Origin of the sequence: Psychroflexus lacisalsi, from assembly GCF_020164495.1 — a bacterium.
GTDB classification, from domain to species: domain Bacteria; phylum Bacteroidota; class Bacteroidia; order Flavobacteriales; family Flavobacteriaceae; genus Psychroflexus; species Psychroflexus lacisalsi.
In genome coordinates, this window is record NZ_JAIQYZ010000001.1 from 1,544,589 (window position 1) to 1,560,201 (window position 15,613).

The 15,613-nt window shown below is 32.6% G+C and carries 11 protein-coding genes and 1 rRNA gene; 9 read left to right on the top strand and 3 right to left on the bottom strand.

Features of this window, described 5'->3' with window-relative positions:
* Window positions 1-29: 29 nt before the first annotated feature.
* On the bottom strand, window positions 30-1,145 hold the full coding sequence (locus LB449_RS07240) for an N-acetylmuramoyl-L-alanine amidase family protein (protein WP_262901828.1): 1,116 nt from the start codon (window positions 1,143-1,145) through the stop codon (window positions 30-32).
* Window positions 1,146-1,224: 79 nt separating this feature from the next.
* Here LB449_RS07240 and LB449_RS07245 point away from each other — a divergent pair, with 79 nt between their 5' ends.
* Genes LB449_RS07245 through LB449_RS07255 form a run of 3 tightly spaced genes read left to right on the top strand, consistent with a single transcriptional unit; the run spans window position 1,225 to window position 6,070 of the window.
* Window positions 1,225-3,951 carry a putative LPS assembly protein LptD gene (locus LB449_RS07245; protein ID WP_224454400.1) on the top strand — a complete coding sequence of 909 codons (2,727 nt, stop codon included), beginning with the start codon at window positions 1,225-1,227 and terminating at the stop codon, window positions 3,949-3,951.
* Between the two features lie 5 nt (window positions 3,952-3,956).
* Entirely contained in the window at window positions 3,957-4,340 is a 384-nt protein-coding gene (locus tag LB449_RS07250) for a Rid family detoxifying hydrolase (protein ID WP_224454401.1), read from the top strand.
* 5 nt (window positions 4,341-4,345) lie between these two features.
* Window positions 4,346-6,070 carry a sodium:solute symporter family protein gene (locus tag LB449_RS07255; RefSeq protein ID WP_224454402.1) on the top strand — a complete coding sequence of 575 codons (1,725 nt, stop codon included), beginning with the start codon at window positions 4,346-4,348 and terminating at the stop codon, window positions 6,068-6,070.
* Here the strand turns inward: LB449_RS07255 and LB449_RS07260 are convergent.
* Entirely contained in the window at window positions 6,063-10,448 is a 4,386-nt protein-coding gene (locus tag LB449_RS07260; protein WP_224454403.1) for a translocation/assembly module TamB domain-containing protein, read from the bottom strand. The two genes, LB449_RS07255 and LB449_RS07260, sit on opposite strands and share 8 nt — an antisense overlap.
* 171 nt (window positions 10,449-10,619) lie before the next feature.
* On the opposite strand from LB449_RS07260, the gene tsaD reads away from it, so the two are divergent.
* From tsaD to LB449_RS07290, 6 genes are all read left to right on the top strand, one after another.
* Complete coding sequence (tsaD, locus tag LB449_RS07265) at window positions 10,620-11,645, top strand: tRNA (adenosine(37)-N6)-threonylcarbamoyltransferase complex transferase subunit TsaD (protein WP_224454404.1); 1,026 nt, start codon at window positions 10,620-10,622, stop codon at window positions 11,643-11,645.
* Between the two features lie 10 nt (window positions 11,646-11,655).
* On the top strand, window positions 11,656-12,270 hold the full coding sequence (locus LB449_RS07270) for a peptidylprolyl isomerase (RefSeq protein ID WP_224454405.1): 615 nt from the start codon (window positions 11,656-11,658) through the stop codon (window positions 12,268-12,270).
* Window positions 12,270-12,971 (top strand): 16S rRNA (uracil(1498)-N(3))-methyltransferase, encoded by a 702-nt coding sequence (locus LB449_RS07275; RefSeq protein ID WP_224454406.1) that lies wholly within the window; start codon window positions 12,270-12,272, stop codon window positions 12,969-12,971. Before LB449_RS07270 ends, LB449_RS07275 begins: the two co-directional genes overlap by 1 nt.
* Window positions 12,968-13,615, top strand: coding sequence for a DUF4159 domain-containing protein (locus LB449_RS07280; protein ID WP_224454407.1), 648 nt, complete (start codon window positions 12,968-12,970; stop codon window positions 13,613-13,615). The genes LB449_RS07275 and LB449_RS07280 overlap by 4 nt, the downstream gene beginning before the upstream one ends.
* A 68-nt stretch (window positions 13,616-13,683) precedes the next feature.
* On the top strand, window positions 13,684-14,118 hold the full coding sequence (locus tag LB449_RS07285; protein ID WP_262901829.1) for a TrmH family RNA methyltransferase: 435 nt from the start codon (window positions 13,684-13,686) through the stop codon (window positions 14,116-14,118).
* On the top strand, window positions 14,096-15,292 hold the full coding sequence (locus LB449_RS07290) for a class I SAM-dependent methyltransferase (RefSeq protein WP_224454409.1): 1,197 nt from the start codon (window positions 14,096-14,098) through the stop codon (window positions 15,290-15,292). Before LB449_RS07285 ends, LB449_RS07290 begins: the two co-directional genes overlap by 23 nt.
* Before the next feature lie 218 nt (window positions 15,293-15,510).
* On the opposite strand, the gene rrf is transcribed toward LB449_RS07290, so the two are convergent.
* Window positions 15,511-15,613: ribosomal RNA gene (gene rrf / locus LB449_RS07295) — 5S ribosomal RNA — on the bottom strand; the annotation flags it as partial.

Sequence of the window (15,613 nt, forward strand, 5' to 3'; positions counted from 1 at the left end):
GTTTCAAATGTAGTAAACTTTAATGAAAACTAGTTATTAACTCTTGTATTGAGCGCTTCTTTTATTGAAATTTTTTCACCTACAGAATTGAAAGCAACAATAAATGCAGATGTATAACCTTCTGCTTTAGCTCTATCTCTTAAGGTTTGTGCACTCATGTAGTTATTTGTTTCTCCAAATAGATATTTGAACAAGTCATTTTCTTGATATCTTGATATTGGCACCAATTGTTTAAAGTTTTCTGGACTTGGATCAATTTTTCTTGAACTTGCCGCTAATTGAATTTTAAATTTTACTGAAGAAAAATCTTCTATTACGTCACTAGAATTTACTTTGTATTCGCTAAGCTCTGCCTCTAAAGCTTTAACATTAATAATGTTTTTATAATTATTAATACCATCGACAATTGCATCTGCGAGTTTGGTCTGCCCATTGACAGAATTTAAAAAAGCGCCCTCAGCTTTATTGGTCAGAAATCCAGTTTCGATCAAAACACTTGGCATGTAAGTTTCTCTCAATACAAGAAATCCAGCTTGCTTAACACCTCTATTTTTTAAACTCATTGTACTTGAAAATTGTTTTTGAACAAAATCGGCAAGCAAAGCACTCTGATCCAAAAATTCTTCTTGCATGATTGAAAACCCAATATAAGACTCAGGAGAATCGGGGTCAAAACCATCGTATTTTATCTGATAATCATCTTCAAACTTTATAACTGAATTCTCTTTCATTGCAATTTCCAAATTGTCCTTGTTTCTATGCAAACCTAGAACAAAAGTCTCTGTACCAGATGGGGCGCTATTATTTACACCATTACAATGTACCGAAACAAACAGATCAGCATTAGCCTTATTTGCAATTTCAGCCCTTTTATTTAGAGGAATAAACACATCTTTATCTCTTGTATAAATCACTTTTAAGTCTTCATATTTTTTAAGCTGCTCACCAACCTTAAGAACAATCTTCAATGCTATATCCTTCTCAAAATAATTATTACCAGTATTACCTGCATCCTTACCACCATGTCCAGCGTCTAATACCACAATAAATTTTTTAGAAGCAGATTGAGCGTAAGTCAAATTTACACTCAAATTAAAAATGAATAAAAACAATAATAAAGGGAGACTAAAGTTAGGTCTAAACATAGATTTTATAATTGTGGATGTTATTTGAAACTTTTTTAGGAAGCATAAAAATAAAATGTAATTTTGGGACTTCTTAATAATGGCCACTTTTACAAAAATAGTACTAAAAGCTTTGCGTACAAACTTACTTTACATACTTTTTTTTATTGTATTTCTTTTGAATTTCGGCCTTTATGGACAAGAAAAAGAATCAAAAAAAACTGACCTTGGTTACTTAATCAATAATAAGGCCGATTCTATAACTCAGAGAATAAAATACATAATTGGGGACACCATTTCTCAAAATCAAACAGTTAGAAAGCGAGAAACTTTGACTGATATTGTAAATGCTTTTGCCAAAGACTACAAAAAATTATCAAGAAAGGAAAACAAAATGTACCTCTATAACGAAGCCGTTGTAGAGTATGGTGACATGATCATCAATGCAGGGAGAATCGTTATGAATAATTCAACTAAAGAAGTCTTTGCAGCAGGAATTATTGATTCTACGGGGACTTACACCCAAAAACCAACTTTCAAACAAGGTAATAATTTAGTTGAACCCGATAGTTTGATTTTTAATTTTGATTCACAGAAAGCTTTGGTTTTTAATTCAAGGACAGAACAGGGTGGCTTTAAGGTAAAAGGGGAAATTTCTAAGAGACAAAACGATTCCATTTATTATTTAGCTAACGCAAAATTCACCACTGCGGAAGATGTAGATGACGCAGATTACTATTTTTTTGCAAGAAAAATAAAATTTGTTCCTGATAGCAAAATCGTTACGGGTTTTGTCAATATGTATATAGCAGATGTTCCAACTCCCTTAGGTTTACCTTTTGGATACTTTCCATTGACAGAAAAACAATCATCTGGTTTTATCATTCCTTCTTACGGTGAAAATATAAATAGAGGGTTCTTTTTACAAAATGGTGGATACTATTTTGCAATAAGTGATTATGCCGATTTAGCAGTACAGGGAGATTATTACACCAATGGAAGTTACGGTGTTCGGCTAGAAAGTAACTACAATGCCAGGTATCGTTTTAACGGAAACGTAGCCTTTAGATATGAGAAATTATTACTCGAAGAACGGGGATTTCCAAATTTTAGTGAAACGACCATATATAACCTGCGTTGGAGTCATAATCAAGACCAAAAGGCAAACCCATCATCAAGATTCTCAGCTTCTGTAAATTTAGGATCCAGTGATTACTACCAGCAATCTGTAAACCAGAATAATACAGGTAATTTTTTAAATAATACATTAAATTCTTCCATTTCCTATTCAAAAACGTTTGAAGGAGAACCGGGTATGAATTTGAATATCTCTGCTACACATAACCAAAATACCAATACTGAAGTCATAAACCTTACATTACCTACCTTACAGTTCAGCATTGGGAGGGTTTTCCCTTTTGAGCCAAAAACAGGAACTAAGCAGGGAGCTATACAAAATATAAATCTTCAGTATAATGTAAGAGCAGAAAACAGAATTACTACAACAGACTCATTATTCTTTCGCCCGGAAATGTTTGAAAATGCAAATTCAGGAGCTAGACATACAATCCCAATTTCAACAAATTTTAAAATATTTGATCATTTTAGTGTGAGTACAAGTGCAAATTTTAACGAAGTCTGGACTCTTAAGACCTTCGAACAGAGATTTGATGAGCAGATAGGTCAAGTAGAAAGGGACACGATAAATGGATTTGATTCTTACAGAACATACGATTTTTCAACTTCGGTAGGAACCACTGTCTACGGAATGTTCGATTTTGGCGATCATAGTAATATAAAAGCCATCCGTCATGTGATAAGACCTTCTGTGTCTTACAACATAGGACCAGCCTTTGATCAATATTACGATGAATATACGAGAACAGGAATTGCGGGACTTGAAGATGAAGTTGTAGAGTATTCAAGGTTTGAAGGAACACTAAATGGTGCGCCGGGAAACAATTTCACCAGTAGTATGTCCTTCAGTGTCACAAATGATTTTGAAGCCAAGGTGAGAAAAAAAGACTCAACACTTACAGGTGATGACCGCTTCGAAAAGAGAAGTCTTTTAAGTAATTTAAGCTTTAGTACAAATTATAATTTTGCACTTGATTCATTAAATTTAAGTCCAGTATCTGTGAGAGGTACATTGCCTGTAGTGAAAGATAAGCTGGCAGTCAACTTCTTGGGGTCGTTAGACATGTATGCTCTAAACAGTAATAATCGTAGAATAAACACTCTTAATATTAATAACGGAGGAAGTTTATTTAGACTTACAAGAGGTAATTTAAGTTTTAGTTATTCATTTTCAAATAAAGATTTTCAAAAAGATGAAGGTGAAGATGATGGAGACGGAGATGATGAAGAATTTGATTCTGAAAGCTATCGAAATGGTGGACGTCCGGATGATCTTTTTGGAACGAGTGAAATGATGAATCGACGGCCCAATAATGAAGAGTCTAAAAGTGATGAAAATGAATTTTATAATTACGCCATACCCTGGAATTTAAATTTATCTTACACAATGACCTATTCTAATCAAGCAAGAGAAAACGAGATAAGTTCTCATTCCTTAATGTTTTCTGGAGATGTAGAATTATCTCCTACATGGAAGGTGGGTGTATCATCTGGTTATGATATTAAAAATAAAGGATTTTCATTTACACAACTTCGGTTTGCTAAAGACTTGAAAAGTTGGCAGATGAGTTTTAACTGGACACCTTTTGGAATAAGAAAATCATGGTTTTTCTTTATAGGAATTAAATCCAATATATTACAAGATGTGAAATATGATAAGAACAGAGAAAGAGATAGAACTTTAAATTAATCATTATGAAAAAAATAATTAAAACTAAACATGCTGCTGCTCCAATTGGACCTTATAATCAAGCTGTAAGCATAAATGGCTTTCTCTATACCTCAGGGCAGATTGCAATAAACCCTGAAACAGGGAAAACCGAATTTAATACCATAGAGGAAGAGACGAACCGCGTCATGATAAGTTTGAAGGCCATTTTAAGTGAAGCTAACTTAGACTTTTCTCATGTGATAAAAACAAGCATCTTTATTTCTGACATGAATAATTTTTCAAAAATCAATGAAATCTACGGCTCATACTTTAATGAAGATACAGCTCCAGCCAGAGAAACTGTTCAAGTCGCAAGATTACCAAAAGATGCTAATGTTGAGATAAGCCTTATTGCCTTTCAAGGATAAATTATATGCTACTAAGCTTCATTGACTGGGTTATTATCATCGCCTTTTTTGCAATAAGCCTTGGGATTGGCGTCTATGCTTCCAGGTCTAGTGGGAAAAATGCGAAGAATTTCTTTCTATCCGGACGGAATATGTCCTGGTGGTTGCTTGGTATATCGATGGTGGCCACCACCTTTGCTGCTGATACCCCAGGGCTTGTAGCAGGTATAGTAAGAAACGATGGGGTTTATGGTAATTGGGTCTGGTGGAGTTTTCTACTCACAGGAATGCTTACCGTATTTTTTTATTCCAAACTCTGGAGAAAAAGTGAAATATCAACAGATCTTGAGTTTTATGAACTCCGCTACAGCGGCAAAAGTGCTGCCTTTTTAAGAGGGTTTAGAGCCATATATTTAGGAGTATTCTTCAATATAGTTATTATGGCGACCGTTTGCTTGGCTGCTATTAAAATTGGTCATGTGATGTTCAACTTTTCTGCAGTTGAATCTTTAGTAATTTCATGTTCAGTGACTGTCCTATACTCAATGCTTGGAGGTTTAAAAGGTGTTATTCTTACCGATTTTATACAGTTTGCAATTGCTATTACTGGTAGTATTTGGGCAACTATCTACATCGTAGAAATGCCTGAAATTGGTGGTTTACAAGAATTACTTGCAGTTCCTGAGGTGAATGAGAAAAGTTCGATTTTCCCAGATTTTTCAAATCCTAAAGTTTTTATTCCAATTTTAGTTGTACCCCTAGCCGTCCAGTGGTGGAGTGTGTGGTATCCTGGTGCCGAACCAGGTGGCGGGGGGTATATTGTCCAGCGTATGCTAGCCGCCAAAAACACAAAACATGCAACCCTTGCAACACTTCTGTTCACAGTTGTGCATTATGCTGTAAGACCATGGCCTTGGATAATTATTGGTTTAGCCTCTATTGTATTATTTCCTGACCTACAAAGCCTAGCTCTTGCATTCCCAGATCTGAATGAAGACTTTATTAAAAATGATTTAGCTTATGCTGCTATGTTATCTTATCTTCCTGCTGGACTTCTTGGCCTTGTCATTACATCATTGATTGCAGCATTTATGAGTACGATTTCCACACATCTCAATTGGGGAAGTAGTTATGTTGTAAATGATTTTTATGTAAGGTTTTTAAAGCCTAATGCCTCGGAAAGCAATAAAGTATTAGTTGGTAGGCTTTCCACCTTGTTCATGATGATTTTTGCTGCTCTTCTTGCTTTAGTCCTCGAAGAAGCAAAAGAAGCCTTCGATTTATTACTTCAAATTGGTGCTGGCACTGGTCTACTTTTTATATTGAGGTGGTTTTGGTACAAAATAAATCCATATAGTGAAATTGCGGCGATGCTCTCCTCCTTTATTATCGCTGTTACATTTTTTGTAGGAAAAACCTATGGGATTTGGCAATTAGAATCCCATATTGAACTTGTAATTGGTGTATTAATAACGACTTGTATTTGGGTAGGAGTTACTTTACTAACCAAACCATCATCAAAAGAAACTATAGATTCTTTTGAAAAGAAAGTATTTGATAACGGTCAAAAATTTGATGGATTTAAGTATAAAATAATTGGATTTATAGCAGGAGTCGCTGGAGTATACTCAGCATTGTTTGCTACGGGGTATCTTATTTATAATGAGATGACTCTTTTTATTTTATCAGCTTTAATCTGCCTGATTTCTATAGCTGTTATAATTTATTTTTGGAAAAGAATTATTAATTAGCTCCTCTATTTGAAGGGAAATTGATGTAAGAAGGCAATTCAATTGTTTTATCATTTTCATCTTTTTTGTCTTCTTTCTTCTCTTTAGTGAATTCCTTATTCATTATTTTATTAATCAACTCTTTGAAGTTGTTAAAATCTACGGTGTAAGTCAAGCCAATTCCCTGCGTATATCCTAGTTCTTCTCCTATAAATTGTATATCACTTTCTCTGTTAAACACATTTGCTCTCAAACTCCCTGTTTCATTCAGAAGAAAATTTATCTCTACATCACCAAACACAACAGACTCTGTAACTCCCCCTACTGGAACCCCAAACCTACCGTTGATTAAGACCCGATCACTTATCTTAGTTTTGATAGAAAGTCCAACTCTATCTGCAAGATTGTTTTGAGTAAGACTTCTGTCATTTTGTTGATAATTCAAACCGAGTTTAAATTTATTATCCTCTTTTGAAATAATATCATCTACTATCCCGGAAGCTCTTTCAATCAAGTTACCTGTGATTGCATTCTGTCCTAGACCTGCCTGACTATAAAAAGTTCCCTGAGTAACCAACGATAAAGCTTGAAGTTCAGTATTTTCTCGGCCTTGAACACGATATTCTAACTCACTTTTTACTACAGAAGACAAATTGGGATAATTTAAACTGAATTCAATATCAGGTTGGATGATCTGTCCAGTTAAATTGATGAGGACTTCCACAGGAATTTCTCGGTTGACTGAAGGATTTTCAAGTAAAATCGCTGGATTTGCTTCAGTTATATATTTTGCCTGTACATCTATATTTGCTCTCACAGGATCACCATTCCAAGTCAAATTCGATCCTGGAACAACCTCAAATCGCTTCTGTACCAAACCTGAGTATTTGAAATTATATTCACCTTCATAGGCAACGAAATCTCCATACATATTGAATTTCCCATTGGTATTGATCTCTATTAGAAGTGTCCCTGCCCCTCTTCCTTTCAAGCTGCTACCACTAGCTGGGTCTACTACTATTTCCACTTCGGCATCTCGAGTGATATCGAGATCAAAGTTTAGACTCAAACCTTTTACCTCCTTCAACTCTATTTTTCTGCCGGCTTCTTTGGATAGCTTGTCTTCCAGGCTTAGAAAATAAATAAATGAATTATCGCCTAAAGACTCAGAATCGTCCAAGGGTATTTTAAACACAGTATTTTTCTGAGTAATTGCATTTACGTTGATTTCTATTTCATCTGTAGGTCCTGTAATCGAAGCTGATCCGTCAATGAACGCAGTTCCATAATAAAGATCACCTTCTTCAAATTCAGTATCTAGAGCCACTAAATTATTTGAACTTAGATTTAAATCTAAAAACCATTCACTGAAATTTTGGTTGCTTATTCTTCCGTTTAACAGACCTTGGGTATTGTATTTGACGTCTGTAACACCAATATTATCGAAAACAAAGTCTTTATCATCGAAACTTATTTTTGAATTTTTATCAAAATCAAAATCAATATTTAAGTAAGGGACTTTTAATCCCGCTTCATTCAATAATAATTCTCCATTTAAGTATGGATTGTTAAGCTTGCCAGTGACATCAACATTGCCTGAAGCAAATCCACGGATCTTGGAAATGACATCTTCACCAAACACAGTCAAAGAGCTAAGATCAAACTCATTAACACTAACGTCAACATCAAAATATTGATCATTTTCTATTGAAAATATTGATCCATCTGCTTTGAAAAGTAAATCATCATCAAGTTTTAATTCAGAAAGTAAATTAAATGAACTCAAGTCCTTGTTACCATCTGCTTCCAAAGAAAACTGTCCATATTTAATTTCATTGAACACAAAATCCTCAATTATGATGTCAAGATTTGGAGCATATAAATTGTTTTTTTGGAAAATATCCAATCTTCCATCCAGAACTCCTGCAAAATTGATACTATCCTGTTTAGGAACTATATCAGCAAGCTCTACCTTATTGAATGTAAGTTTTAAATCTTTAAAAGTTGAATCCCTTAGAATCCCATCAAAAAATATTGATTGATTTCCACTTGTAACTTTGAGGGAGTCTACATTGAAATTTTGAAAACCTCGCTCGATTTCAACTTTATTATTTTTATTGGAATCTCTATTGATAAACCATAAATTATCATTGTAAACAATACTTGAACGCTTGAATCCAAATGTAGATTTATCATCACTATCCAAGGTTTGATAAATACTTAAATTGAAATTGTCTTTCTGCAACTTGCCTCCCTTAAATTCAGTTCTAACAAACAATGTGTCTTTCAGATTTACATTAATCATATTGAAATCTGAAATGTTATAAAACGAAGTGATAATACTTTCAATTTCGACATATGAGTTATACAGTGGATTTTCTGTATCTATCTGTATGTTAATATTATCTAGCGTATTACCATAAATATCCAAATGAGGTGACCTAAAATTCAATGATAAATTATTTGCATCTGCATCAATACTCCCTCTTATATAAGTTTTTGGAGCAACTTCAATCTCTGGAAAGAATACTTCAACAATTTTGTTATAAATATTGAGATCAAAATCAACAAACTGATTTTTGCTTTTAGAGTCTTTTTTGCTTCTGAAGTATAAATTTTCAACAGCATCAGAAAAAAGTTGTGGTAACGAGGTCAATTTAAACTCACCCTCCAATTTACCACTGATCACATCTGGACTGTCAATACTTATGGTCTGTTTGTCTTGTTCAAAGGAAGATTGAACAATAAGGTCTTCAAAACTATATTTTTCGTTTGTATTTTCATATTTAAATGAATTGAAGCTAAGCTTACCTTTTAACTCATCCAATGAATTTCCCTCAAGGTCAACTCTCAACTTACCTTGAAAATCTGCCACAGTATCGCGTTTGATAATATTTAGTTTAGCCAAATCGGCGTAATCAATATCAGCACTAAAATTGTATGTATTTTCTTTTTTTGAAGCGTCCAAAAGACCATCAAAAGAAAAAAGAAAGTTTGGATCCAAACTTTCTAATCTTCCATTAAAATATGGTGCTTTCAGGTTACCATTAAGTCTGATATTTCTGTATTCGTATCCATTTATTTCAATAGAATTTATGGTCCCTTCTGCTAAAGTGTTAAGTGAAGATTTCGTAAACCCAGATCCATTGACATTGAAGTTAAAGGTTGTTTTTCCTAAAGTCGTTATTCCTAAAAAAGAGGCTAAATCAAATTTGACTGCATCTAGGAATCCTGCATATTTTACAACATCTGGGCTTTGGTAGTTTTCAAAATTTAAATTTAATGATGCCTTACCGAGCTTTGATTTTACGTCTAGAACTGTAAACAATTCGTCGCTGGATAATTCAATTTTACCTTTAAGATTTGTCAAACCAAATTGCTTAAAATAAATTGGCAAATTCTCATTCAGATCATCTGGAAAAAGAGATATAAGGTCTCCATAGGTAGTAGAAATATCCATCGAAGAGCCTTTCATGCTAAAAGGAGAATCACTAAATGAGTTCACAAGTTTTAATTCGGCATCGAGTCTAGTATCCTGAACTCCTGTTATATTTAATGCTTTTAATTCAAGATTATTTAGCTGACCGGAAGCAACACCAGTAATATTCAGCTCTTGAGAATATCCAAAACCATCATAAAATCGTCGTAAGTCTGTACTCGACACCAATGAGTTATTGAATTTGGCATTAATATTTACCTTATCAAAGAAATCCTTAAGATCTTCGCGATTATAATCAAATTCTATTTCCCCTTCTATGTTGGAATAAGGAGTCTCTAAGCTTAGATCTTCAAGATGCATTTGACTTGGACTGTAAGAAAACCTAGTTTTGAAATCGTCGATTATTATTCCTTGCTTTAGGATGCCTGACATCCTTCTGAGATTAAAATCAAGGTCTGGCCCTAATAACTTAAAGTTTGATAGATTGAAATCTAAATCTTTGATAAAAAAAGTGGGATCTTGACCTATATTTTGATTGATGATACTAAAATCACTATTGTAAGCAAGCGCTCTGTTTATCTTAAGTTGAAAAGACTGGCCAGAAGTTGTAGTTGTGTCATTCAGTTTGTCTAGAAACTTAGTAAACTCATCATATTTTTCATTTTGATACTGTTTCAATTTAAATTTAAGTTGATCAATCTCTGTATTGGAGAAATGAAGATTTTTCCCAGAAAGATTAGCCAAATTTATTAAAGATGTAGAGAGAGACTTTGCATAGATGATTGTATCTTCATAATCATCTCTCAAAAGTAAGTTGTCTAAAACAATATTGCCTTTGTAGTTTATACTCAGCCTACTTACATTTAAGTCTGTATTATAAGTTTCATTGAAGGTTTTTGTGAGTTTGCTTCCGTAATAAGTCTGTACCTGAGGAATCAAAAAAACAAGTACAATAAGCAATAGTATCAATATTACAGCTGTAACAGTTTTTTTTAAAAAATTCCAAAGGGATTTGAGCACTCTACTATTATATTTTTTTCAAAGATATATCAAATACTAATCCTAAATGCTTCATATGAAGCCACAAATTTATTTAGATTTGCTAGGGTTATAAAGATTTAAATTTAACTGATGGAAATTGAGAAGAATATTTACATTTTAGGAATTGAATCTTCTTGTGATGACACTTCAGCTGCTGTGTTTTGTAACGATAAAGTTTTAAGTAATATTGTCGCAACTCAGCAGGTTCACAAAGAGTATGGCGGAGTGGTTCCGGAACTTGCTTCTAGAGCACATCAACAACATATAGTACCTGTGATTGATCAGGCTTTAAAAAAAGCAGATATTAATAAAAATGATTTGTCTGCTATTGCCTATACAAGGGGACCTGGCCTTATGGGTTCGTTACTCGTTGGTAGCTCATTTGCAAAATCTCTGAGTCTTGCACTAGGAATTCCATTAATAGAAGTTAATCATATGCAAGCGCATTTACTTGCACATTTCATCAATGACGGAAAAACTGATGTTCCAAAGTTTCCTTTTCTTGGGGTAACTATAAGTGGCGGTCATACTCAAATAGTGAAAGTCAAAGATTATTTTGAAATGGAAGTCATTGGAGAAACCCTGGATGACGCTATTGGAGAAGCTTTTGATAAATGCGGAAAAATGATGAAACTTCCCTACCCTGCAGGCCCAGAAATCGATAAGTTATCAAAACTTGGTAACCCTTTAAAGTTTGAATTTGCAAAACCTAAGGTAAAAGGTTTAGACTTTAGTTTTAGTGGTTTAAAAACTTCGGTACTTTATTTTCTTCAAAAACAAACTAAAGAAAACCCTGAATTTATTTCTGAAAATATTGAAGATCTCTGTGCTTCTTTTCAAAGAAAAGTTGTCGATATATTATTGACAAAATTGACAAAAGCTGTCAAAGAAACAGGGATCAATCAAATTGCCATTGGAGGAGGAGTTTCCGCTAATTCTGGAATAAGGAATGCACTTTTAGAAAAAAAAGAATCAGCTGGGTGGAATGTCTTCATCCCTAAATTTGAATATTGCACAGATAATGCTGCTATGATTGGAATAGTAGGATATCTAAAATTTCAGAAAAATCAATTTACAGATTTAGCAACCGCTTCCAAAGCTAGATACGCCATCTAAACCAAACCTTATGAAATCAGTTTTACTTTTAATTTTACTAAGTTTTCAGCTTCATTCCCAAAATAACTTATTCAGACATAATCAGGATCCATATTCAGATTTTGATTATTCTGAAAAAGAAATTTTAGAATTAAAATCAGAAGGAAACTTATCCATTTTTAATGCAGAGAAGCACAATTCTAATCTTGCTAATAAGCTTTTCGAATTAAGTGAAGGCAAGAGTATAACCCTGAAGGGTAGAGAAAAAAAGAAGCTTAAAATTATTAAGAAAAAAAATGTAGAACATTTTAGGGTCAATTACATTTATTTTGATGGTGATAAAATGAGTTATGAAGAAATAGATAAATTAAGAGACCGCATTTTAATGATGAATAAAACACAAAAATTTGAGCGACTGGCTCAGCGATACTCAATGGATATGAATAAAAACAAGGGGGGAGACTCTGGTTGGTTTAAAAAAAGTAGTGTTCCTGAAGATTTTAAAAATGCAGCCTTATCAAGTATCAGAGCTGCGAATGAAACATTCAAAGTTGATTTAGAAGATAAAGGATGGTACTATCTTATACTGAAAAGTTATTCTCCACAACTTATTGAAGAAATTTTAGTTTTAGAAACCATAGAATAATGCAACTTTTCTACGAGCCAAACTTTGATTCTTCCTCAAAATTCATAAGCATTAATTCTGAAGAGAGTAGACATATTTCAAAAGTACTCAGAAAAAATATTGGTGAGGAAATTGCGATTACCAACGGTTCCGGATTACTTGCAAATGGAGTAATCAAAAGTAATCATCCAAAAAAGTGCGAAGTTGAAGTTGTAAGTTTTCAAGAAAAAAACACAGCAGATAACTATCTTCACATTGCAATTGCACCAACTAAAGCGAATGATAGATTTGAGTGGTTTCTTGAGAAATCTACAGAAATTGGAATTCAAGAAATTACACCTATTCTATGCGATCATAGTGAACGAAGAGTCATTAAACAGGAACGTTATGAAAAGGTACTTCAGGCTGCAATGAAACAATCTTTGAATACATTTTTACCTAAATTAAATAAGTTAACATTATTCTCAGATTTCATTAATTATGAAACTAAGCATACTAAGTTTATAGCGCATTGTGAAGATGAGCCAAAAGAGAACCTTTCTAAAGTTATAAATGATAATAATTTGATTATGATTGGACCAGAGGGCGATTTTTCTCAAGAAGAGATTCAATTAGCGTTAACAAAAGATTTTAAAGCCGTATCGCTTTCAGGATCTAGGCTAAGAACTGAAACTGCTGGAATAGTAGCTTGTCATACTGTAAATTTAATTCAATCCTTATGAGATTAATTATTCTTATTCTCATCTTAATTGCAAAATTCAGTAATTTGAATGCACAAGAGATAGCTCTTCTAAAATATGATGGAGGTGGTGATTGGTATAGTAATCCCACTTCTTTACCTAACCTTATAAAATTTGTAAATAACACAATTGAAAGTAAAATAGCTTCTAATGCAAGTGAGGTAAAACCTGAAGACCCTGAACTATTTAATTATCAATTTATTCATCTTACAGGTCATGGAAATATCTATTTTTCTGATGAGGCATCGAAAAATTTAAAAGACTATCTGCTCTCTGGAGGTTTTTTACATGCTGACGATAATTATGGGTTGGAACCATATTTTAGAAAAGCAATTAAAAAAGTATTTTCCAACCGTAAACTTATTGAATTGAGTTCTAATCATCCTATTTTCAACAACGAATTCGAATTTGAGAACGGTTTACCTAAAATTCATGAACACAATGGAAAGCCAGCTCAGGCTTTTGGTATTGAGGACGATAAAGGAAGACTGATGGTTTTATTTACTTATGAAAGTGATTTAGGAAATGGTTGGGAAGATTCTTCAGTTCATGGGGATCCGGAAGAAATTAGACTTCAAGCATTGAAAATGGGAGTAAATATCATTAAGTATGCTTTTACAAAATGAAAAACAAACAGCTGACACATCAACAAGTAAATTTTAAAAATTCGTCAAAACTTCAAATCTTCGTCTTTTTGGATAAAATTGATAGCCCTGCTAACTTAGGCAGTATTTTTAGAAATGCAGAAGCTTTTGATGTCGATACCATTTGGTTAAGAAATGAAAATAAAAAGGACTTAGACAGCAATCGGTTTAAAAGAACATCAAGATCCACTGAAAAGAACCTAAATATTGGATATTATAAGGATTTTCAAACAGTATTCGATGACTTTAAAGGGCTTATGATTGGTTTAGAAATTACAAGTAATAGTGAAAATATTGTAAATATTAACCAAACTGTAAACGATAAAGTTTTAGTTGTTCTAGGAAATGAAAAATTTGGGATACAAAAAACAATATTACAAAGGCTTGACAAAGTATATCATATCGAAATGTATGGAAATAACTCAAGCATGAATGTTTCTCAAACTTTAGGAATTACACTGCATGAACTTAGAAGAAGAGTATAGTAAATTAGATGATACTGAAGTTTTAAAATTTATAAACGAAAACCTTCACACACCAATACCAGATTTGGTATTGAGAGGAAGTCCATTTAGGTCGATTAATATAGATATTCTCGTAAACCAAATAGTAGGAAAGAGTAAAGCTAGAAAAAAATTGCCCACCTGGTATAACAATAATAGGATCATTTATCCTCCTAAGATAAATTTAGAACAAACATCATCAGAAATAACAGCTTTACATAAAGCAAAGATCATTGAAGGAACTACATTCATTGATTTGACTGGTGGCTTTGGAATTGATGATTATTATTTTTCAAAGAAAATTGATGAAGTAACCTACGTGGAATTAAATAAAGACCTTTGTAATATAGCTGAATATAATTTCACACTTTTAAATGCTCATAATATATCATGTTTTAATCAGGATTCAACGGAATATTTACAAAGCACAGAAAATATATTTGATTGGATTTATATAGATCCGTCTCGCAGAAATAAAGATCAGAAAGTATTTCTTTTAGAAAATTCACTTCCTAATATTTTAAATCATCAATCATTATTTAAAGATAAGTGTAGAAATCTTATGATCAAAACATCTCCCATGTATGATATTGAAATGGGATATAAGGAATTATCTGGAGTAAAAGAATTACATATCATATCTATAAAAAATGATGTTAAAGAATTACTTTGGATTATAGATTGGAGAGAAAAAAACTCCAGGGTTATTAAGATGTATAACTACGAAAAAGAAAAAAAATATTCTTTTTCAAAGTATGATAAAGAACAATCTTACAGTACTATTAAGGTAAAAGAATGTCAAGAATATCTTTATGAGTTTAATTCTAGTATAATGAAATCAGGATTGTATGATCATTTTGCTTTAAAATATGAATTGAAAAAAATAGAAAACAATACAAATTTTTATACTTCCAAAATCAAAATTAATAGTTTCCCTGGTAAAGTATTTCAGATTAAAAATGTTGAAACAGTCAATTTTAAAAAGCTTAAACGAAAGTATAAAGGTGAATACATAAATTTAGTATCTAAAAATTTTAAACTCACAACATCACAAATTCAAAACAAACTAAGATGTAAAATTGGTGGAGACACAAATTTCTTGATTTTTACAAAAACTATTGAGGGGTATAAAATAATAGAAGCTTTAAAGCTTTAAACCATCAATTAAAGCCTTGCATATATTTAAATCTAGAATCTGCATAATTAATTTCATGCAGATTTTTTTGGATATTAAATTAACAAAATCCGATCTTTCAAGATATGCAGTTAAGATGTGTTTATAAAGATAACTTTGAGCTATTTTATCATCTAAGTAGAGGATATATAAACTAAAAAACCCTTCATTACGTGAAGTAATGAAGGGTTTAATGTAAAGGAAGGCGGCGACCTACTCTTCCACGGTATGTAGTACCATCGGCGCTAACGGGCTTAACTGCTCTGTTCGGAATGGGAAGAGGTGAGCCCCGTTGCTATAACC